The following is a 6,253-nucleotide window of genomic DNA, read 5'->3' as shown; positions in this document are numbered from 1 at the left end:
TTCCTGAGACGTTCGCGCAGCGCCGCGATCAGCTCCGTGCCGGGAAAGGCATGGAACTCCTCGAGCACGCCGAGGTCATCGAGGGCCTGCTCGACGGCGCCCCGCTTTGCGTCTCCATTGGCCCAGGATCTTKCGAGAGAATGAAGGTCCCGCCACCGATCATGGCGTCCGGACGGTGCGGAGAAGAAATGGTCGATCGACCGCGCATCTTTGGCAGCGCTGGACATTCCGAATCCTTCCCTGGTTGAACGAGGTCGAGGTTCAGATCGCTTTCGGTACGTTCCGCTCGACCGCCCGCGGGCGGCGTGGCCGCGCCCGCGCAAACTGCCGCTGAAAAATCCTGCGCTGAGAACAGCACATCGAGGGACGTCGGCGTATTGTCCTTAGGGACAGGTTCTTATCGGCAGGAATTCGCTAGAATTCACCAGGCAGGTCGGAGCGCATTGCGATGTCCTGCGTGGGTATAGGCTGTGGCCTCAAGTCGATAGGCAGATACGGTTTGCGTGGCATCTTACCCGGATCGGTGCGCGGATTGATCGTGGAGGCTTTGATGATGAGCAGGCTGATCACCCTTGCAGCGTCCATCGTAATGGCCGCCGCGGTTCTTGTCGCATCTGCTACCGCGCAGACCGTCGGAACACCGAACTCATGCAACAAGATCAATGGCTGCATGTGGGATTTCATCTACGAGAACCAGATGATGAAGCAGAGCGGCCTCATGACGAAAGCCATGGAGGAGGGCCGTGCGAACAAGGAGGCGTTCGAGGCGCTGCGAGAGTGGGAGCGCATCCATGGCACCGCCCCGGGCAATCCGCGCTAGCGACGGTTCGAATTGGGCATCCGGGGCCGTGCTGATACTGGCCGCGCCCCTCCGGCAGAATACCCTGGGGTGGTGCGAGCGCTCCGAGGGAGCGGATATCGGGAGAGCGCGATGATTCTCCGTTTCGTGCTGGCGGGCGTATTGGCCCTGGCCCCCCCCCTTCAATCCCTCGCGCAAGCGCAGGCGCAGGCGCCCACTCCTTCGACAGGTGCAGCGCTGACGCCCGCGGCCCTGCCGGTCGACCAGACCCTGCTCGCGACAGCGCAGCTCGACGCGCTGCTAGCCCCGATAGCGCTCTATCCGGACACCCTGCTGGCTCAGGTGCTGATGGCCTCGACCTATCCGCTCGAAGTCGTTCAGGCCGAGCGCTGGGCTGCCGAGAACAAGAAGCTCAAGGGAGACGCACTCAAGGYGGCCGCGGAGAAACAGGCCTGGGACGATAGCATCAAGGCATTGGTCGCCACGCCGTCGGTGCTSSAGATGATGAGCAAGAACCTGGAMTGGACGCRGAAGCTCGGCGATGCMGTTCTCGCTCAGGAAACCGACGTCATGGACGCTGTCCAGCGGATGAGGTCGCGGGCCTACGAGAACAAGAAGCTCACCTCGGGYACGCAGCAGACGGTGACSGTGCAGCAGGAGGGCGCAAGGCAGACCATCGCCATCGCGCCAGCCACATCCGACACCATCTATGTGCCCTATTATGATCCTGGCGTCGTCTACGGCGCCTGGCCCTATCCCGAGAGCACGCCCTATTACTTTCCAGCCCCGGGCTACATCGCGACCGGAGTCATTGCGACCGGGCTCGCTTTCGGTACCGCCTACGCGCTCGGCCGCTGGGCGACCGGCGGCTATTGGGGCGGCAACATCAACTGGAACAACAACAACATCAATATCAACCGCGATCGCGTGACGCACTGGCAGCACAATCCGCAGCATCGCCAAGGGGTCAGATACGGCAATTCGCAGGTTCAGCAGCGGTTTGCGAACACCTCRCGYCCGGGCAGCGACGGMCGCATGGACTTTCGCGGGCGGGACGGAAAYCAGGCCCGCCCGGACCGGCCCGATCGCCCCAACACCGGAGCTGGCAACCGGCCGGATCGCGGGCAGGGGGCCAATCGGCCTGACCGCCCCAATGCCGGCAATCGCCCCAATGCCGGCGCCGGTGCAGCGCGTCCCGATCGCGGGGCAGGGAACCGTCCTGCCACCGCCGACCGCGCACGCCAGAACCGTCCGAACGCGCAAAGGCCGGCGCAGCGGCCGGCGCAGGCCAATCGTCCCGGCGGCGGCAACRTCAATCGGGCGGGTGGGCCGCGCCGCGACAATGCCTTCGGCAACATGCAGCCCGGCAGGGCAGCCAATCTGCAATCCCAGCGCGGACAGACGAGCTTCGCTCATGCCGGAGCGCGGATGGGTGGCGGCGGATTTGGCGGTGGTCCCAGAGCGGGGGGCGGCGGGTTTGGCGGCGGCGGGGCACGCATGGGCGGCGGCGGTGGCGCGCGCATGGGTGGCGGCGGTGGGCGTGGAGGCGGCGGTCGYGGGGGCGGCGGTGGGCGGCGTTCCGACRTCGCGCTCAAGGATCATATCGTCGAGCTCGGCCGGCTTCGGAATGGCATCGGCTTCTACCGGTTTGCCTATCGGGGCAGCGACAGGCGCTATGTCGGCGTGATGGCGCAGGAGGTCCAGGAGGTCGCGCCCGACGCCGTGACACGGGGCGCCGATGGTTTCCTGCGTGTCTATTACGAGCGCATCGGGGTGCGGTTCCAGACCTACGATCAATGGCTGGCATCCGGCTCGCACGTACCGACCGGAACCATCCGCCATGAATGTGCGGCGACGGCACTATGCCGTGCCACTGTCCCGGAGATGTCCGGAGGTATGCTGCCATGATGCACCTCAACCGGATCCGTCGGCGATGGCTGAGCCTCGCAATCGCGGCTGCCACCTTGGCCGGGATCTCCGCAGCCAGCGCGCAASAGCGCTTCAAGACRCCCGAGGCGGCCGCCGCAGCCCTTGTGGAAGCCGCCCGCACCAGCGAGACCGGCCCGATGCTCGGCGTTCTCGGGCTCAAGGGGCGCGACATCGTCTTTTCCGGCGACGAGGTCGCCGACGCGGCGGACAGGGAGCGCTTTCTCTCCGCCTATCAGGCCAAGCACCAGGTCACGGTCGACGGCGACAAGGCGACATTGCTCGTTGGTCAGAATGACTTTCCGTTCCCGATCCCGATCCTGCGCAAGGACGGGGAGTGGCGGTTCGACACAGAGGCCGGGCGCAAGGAAATCCTKTTCAGGCGCCTCGGGCGCAATGAGCTCGATGCGATCCAGGTCAGCCTGGCCTATGTCGACGCCCAGAACGACTATGCGAGCAAGGACAGAACCGGCGCCGGGCCAGGCTCCTATGCCCAGCGGGTCGCGAGCCGCCCGGGGAAGCGCGACGGCTTGTTCTGGGCGACCGGGGCAGGAGAAGAGGCCAGTCCGCTKGGCGCTCTCGCCGCGCAGGCCGAGCGCGAAGGCTACAAGGGCGGGCAGGGCAAGACGCCCTATCACGGCTACTACTACAAGATCCTGAAGCGCCAGGGTGCCGCGGCACCAGGTGGAAGCCTCGACTATGTCGTCGGCGGCAAGATGATCGGCGGCTTCGCTCTGCTCGCCTATCCCGCCGAATACGGCAACTCCGGCGTCATGAGCTTCATCGTGAACCACGAAGGCACGGTGTATCAGAAGGATCTGGGACCCAGGACCAGCCGGATCGCGACGCGGATGCGCTCATACGACCCCGACAAGACCTGGGAGAAGGTTCCGGTGCCGCAGTAATCAATTTTCGAGATGCAGACTGCTKATCCATTCAGCGAAATGGCGATGTCTTCACAAAGCGACATTTAGCCTTCTCAAATGATCTTCGGATGACGGCCCCGATTGGACTACGGTGCCGCCAAAGGCAGGTCGAAAGATTGGCCCGATAGGCGCGGGGGCCGTCGAATCATAGCGGCTATCAGCAATGGAGAACCGATGACCGGCCTCCTTTCGATCCTCTTCGGCGGCTTTTCAAGCTTCACGCCCGGTCGGATGCTTGGGGTCCCAACGCGAGCCCTTAGGAGACTACCGCGGGTTAGGGGCCTTTGATCGTGGATTGATCCTCAGTCGGCGACTGTGCCGAGGGCGTGGGCCGAATATCAGCGGTGGTGATGCCGCGGTGGATGGCAGCATGAATGACGTACAAAAGCGCGGACTTGCAAGGCTCATGCTTCGTTGGCCGCAGCGGCGGATGGAGCTACGTCAAAAATGCAGCAGTGGTGCGGGACTGCTCGATCTCTGCGAAGTTTACCAGGTGACATGTGAGGCCGCTTCCTATTGGGAGAAAATAACTTCGCCGKCCGGAKAGGCCCGTGCGGAGGAGTACCGCGCTCTCGCATTGGAAATCGAACGTGAGGTCAATGAGGCGCTTGCCTCAGTTTGAGCCTTCGTCGCGCCGGTGATCGCCTCGAAGTGGCGCACCTCGCCCTCAGGCTCAAGTCGATGGTCAAGCCTAGATGTGAGGTCTCAATAGGTTGTCCATCCGGTCCCGAGCGAGGAAGCTGAGGTTGCGAAGCTTCAGTGCCTTCGGAGGAACGGGGCTATCCACCTGATCATCCCGGGATGATGGTGGCGCTGTTCTCTACGGCTACAGCCGGGGCATCATCGCGGCAGCTTGGCTGCGCCTGCGACGAGCGGGTCGACGTGGGGGCGGTGACCGGACTGAACCGACCTGACTTCCGCAGCATCGCCGATCTCCGCAAGCTCCACCTCTCGGCGCTGTCGGATCTGCTCGTGGAAGCTAACGATGCGATAGTGAAGCCACTGCTTGTCGGAAATCCGGGACAGTCGATCACAACGGCGGCATGCTTGCCTTGGCGGCTTGCATCTGGAAGTACGATCGGCATTGTCTGTTCGCACAGAGAATTGAGAATGACTTGATGTCATCCCATCGTCGCGGCGTTTAATTTTCCGCGCTCTGGGAACCCGCCGAGGGAGGCCTCCGTGAATAGACGTTTCTACCTAGTAGTGCTGGCTCTGATGGGACTGGTGGGATGCGTTTCGCGCGAGACGTCCGGATCGGGGGGCGGCGGGCCCGCCTATGTCCAGCAGGACCTCGGGAGCCCCGGTCGACAGACCGACTTCTTCGGGAACGGCCTGCGGCCTTGAGAGCGGGATCTCGCGCTCCCGCGACCCGTCTCGCCATTGCGGGAACTGCCGTGCGCACTGCTGCTGCGACATGAAAGTCACGGCGCGCGGCCCCGGCACCTCGAGAGGTGCCGGAGGGGGCTGCCCCGCCTATTCGACTGGCGCCCAGCTGCTGTCGGGGTCGTAGCGCAGCAGGCGCTCCGCCAAGGCGCTGGTCTTCGAGCCGAGATTCTTCTGCAGCACGACCCCGTTATGTCCGCAGATGAAGGTCATGACGCCGGTCTTGCCCCATTCGGCCGGCCAGGCCACGAGGCCAGAGCCAGCGATCATGTTGCCGTTGACGACATAGGAATGCGCGCCGCCGGGCGCCCAAGGTCCTTGTGCCTTGAGGATGCGAAAGCGATAGCCGGCATAGGTTCGGTTCCCGCGATCCAGCAGGGCCTCGCTCAGGGCGCCCTCGAGCGGGCTGACATCGGCCTGCCCGGTTCTCGGCCAGTACAGCCCGTCCTGCGTACCGGGCGTCGAGATCAGGTTCTGGGCATATTCCGGCACCTGGTCGCCATCATGGTCCTTCCGGATATATTCGCGCTGGGCGCCGATATAGGCCTGGCAGGCCTCGATGGCGCGCAGTTCGTTCTCGCCGACGGCGCGGTTGAGGATTTCGCTACGCCCGGCCGCGACATCGAACATCCAGGCCTCGCCGCGTCGGACGATCGGGATCGGGAACTCGAACTTGCGTTTCCCGATCGTCAGGATCCGCGTCGCGTCGTCGCGCGGCGTCAGGGTGACGGATTCCGCTGCGGCCTCATTGAACCGGTCGAGTCGTTCGCGGTCCAGCGTGGCGTCGCCGGTGCTCAGCACGTCGCGGGCCCCMGGCCCGAAAATGCGATCGAGCATGCCGGGCTCGCGCGCCCGGGCCGCCTCGACCAGCGCGCTGGACGCCGCATCGGGGGAGGGGAAGCTCTGCTGGGCTGCGGCAGGGCCTGCCATCAACAGGACCGCGAGCGAGACCGGGACTGAAAATCGAGCGTGATGTGCCATGATCATGTCCCCCAATCAGCGCCGTCCACCGCGACCACCACCACCGCCCCCGCGGCCACCGCCGCCGCCGATATGCCCGCCGCCGCCACGGCCGCCGCCGCCGATGTGAGCGCCGCCGCCGCGACCTCCGCCGCCGATCTGTCCGCCTCCGCCGCCGCGGCCCGCCGGCATGCTGATCTGCCCACGGCTGGCTGCGCCGCGATTGCCATAGGCCGCCGCGCCTCGGCCGGCATCG

At 65.3% G+C, this 6,253-nt stretch carries 7 protein-coding genes and 1 pseudogene; 4 read left to right on the top strand and 4 right to left on the bottom strand.

Annotated features, from left to right (window positions below; genetic code table 11):
* Together AC1DJT_RS33310 and AC1DJT_RS33305 are read right to left on the bottom strand one after the other, a co-directional pair.
* A partial coding sequence (locus AC1DJT_RS33310) for a hypothetical protein (RefSeq protein WP_476835747.1) occupies nt 1-227 on the bottom strand: 227 nt, incomplete at its 3' end.
* A 187-nt stretch (nt 228-414) separates the two neighbouring features.
* Entirely contained in the window at nt 415-672 is a 258-nt protein-coding gene (locus AC1DJT_RS33305) for a hypothetical protein (protein ID WP_476769976.1), read from the bottom strand.
* On the opposite strand from AC1DJT_RS33305, the gene AC1DJT_RS33300 reads away from it, so the two are divergent.
* The 4 genes and pseudogenes from AC1DJT_RS33300 to AC1DJT_RS33285 all read left to right on the top strand — a co-directional run.
* Complete coding sequence (locus AC1DJT_RS33300) at nt 671-820, top strand: hypothetical protein (protein ID WP_476769977.1); 150 nt, start codon at nt 671-673, stop codon at nt 818-820. The genes AC1DJT_RS33305 and AC1DJT_RS33300 overlap by 2 nt on opposite strands.
* A 111-nt stretch (nt 821-931) precedes the next feature.
* Nucleotides 932-2,707: a DUF3300 domain-containing protein gene (locus AC1DJT_RS33295; protein ID WP_476835746.1), complete on the top strand. Its 1,776-nt coding sequence runs from the start codon at nt 932-934 to the stop codon at nt 2,705-2,707.
* The gene (locus AC1DJT_RS33290) at nt 2,704-3,630 is read left to right on the top strand and encodes a DUF2950 domain-containing protein (protein ID WP_476835745.1); all 927 of its coding nucleotides are present in this window, start codon (nt 2,704-2,706) and stop codon (nt 3,628-3,630) included. Before AC1DJT_RS33295 ends, AC1DJT_RS33290 begins: the two co-directional genes overlap by 4 nt.
* Before the next feature lie 786 nt (nt 3,631-4,416).
* Nucleotides 4,417-4,629: pseudogene (locus tag AC1DJT_RS33285) on the top strand (transposase); the annotation flags it as partial.
* Nucleotides 4,630-5,127: 498 nt separating this feature from the next.
* Here the strand turns inward: AC1DJT_RS33285 and AC1DJT_RS33280 are convergent.
* Together AC1DJT_RS33280 and AC1DJT_RS33275 are read right to left on the bottom strand one after the other, a co-directional pair.
* The gene (locus AC1DJT_RS33280) at nt 5,128-6,018 is read right to left on the bottom strand and encodes a DUF2950 domain-containing protein (protein ID WP_476771078.1); all 891 of its coding nucleotides are present in this window, start codon (nt 6,016-6,018) and stop codon (nt 5,128-5,130) included.
* A gap of 15 nt (nt 6,019-6,033) precedes the next feature.
* The coding region (locus AC1DJT_RS33275; protein ID WP_476835744.1) for a hypothetical protein at nt 6,034-6,253 on the bottom strand (220 nt) is incomplete at its 5' end.

This window comes from Allobosea sp. 05T422_2 (genome assembly GCF_056396265.1).
The sequence above is the reverse complement of the archived record's forward strand: the minus strand, read 5'-3'. Positions and strand labels throughout refer to the sequence as shown.

Bases quoted from the DNA above. Each gene is read 5' to 3' on its own strand.
- AC1DJT_RS33300 (WP_476769977.1), top strand. From the start codon at position 671: ATGTGGGATTTCATCTACGAGAACCAGATGATGAAGCAGAGCGGCCTC.
- AC1DJT_RS33305 (WP_476769976.1), bottom strand. From the start codon at position 672: ATGCAGCCATTGATCTTGTTGCATGAGTTCGGTGTTCCGACGGTCTGC.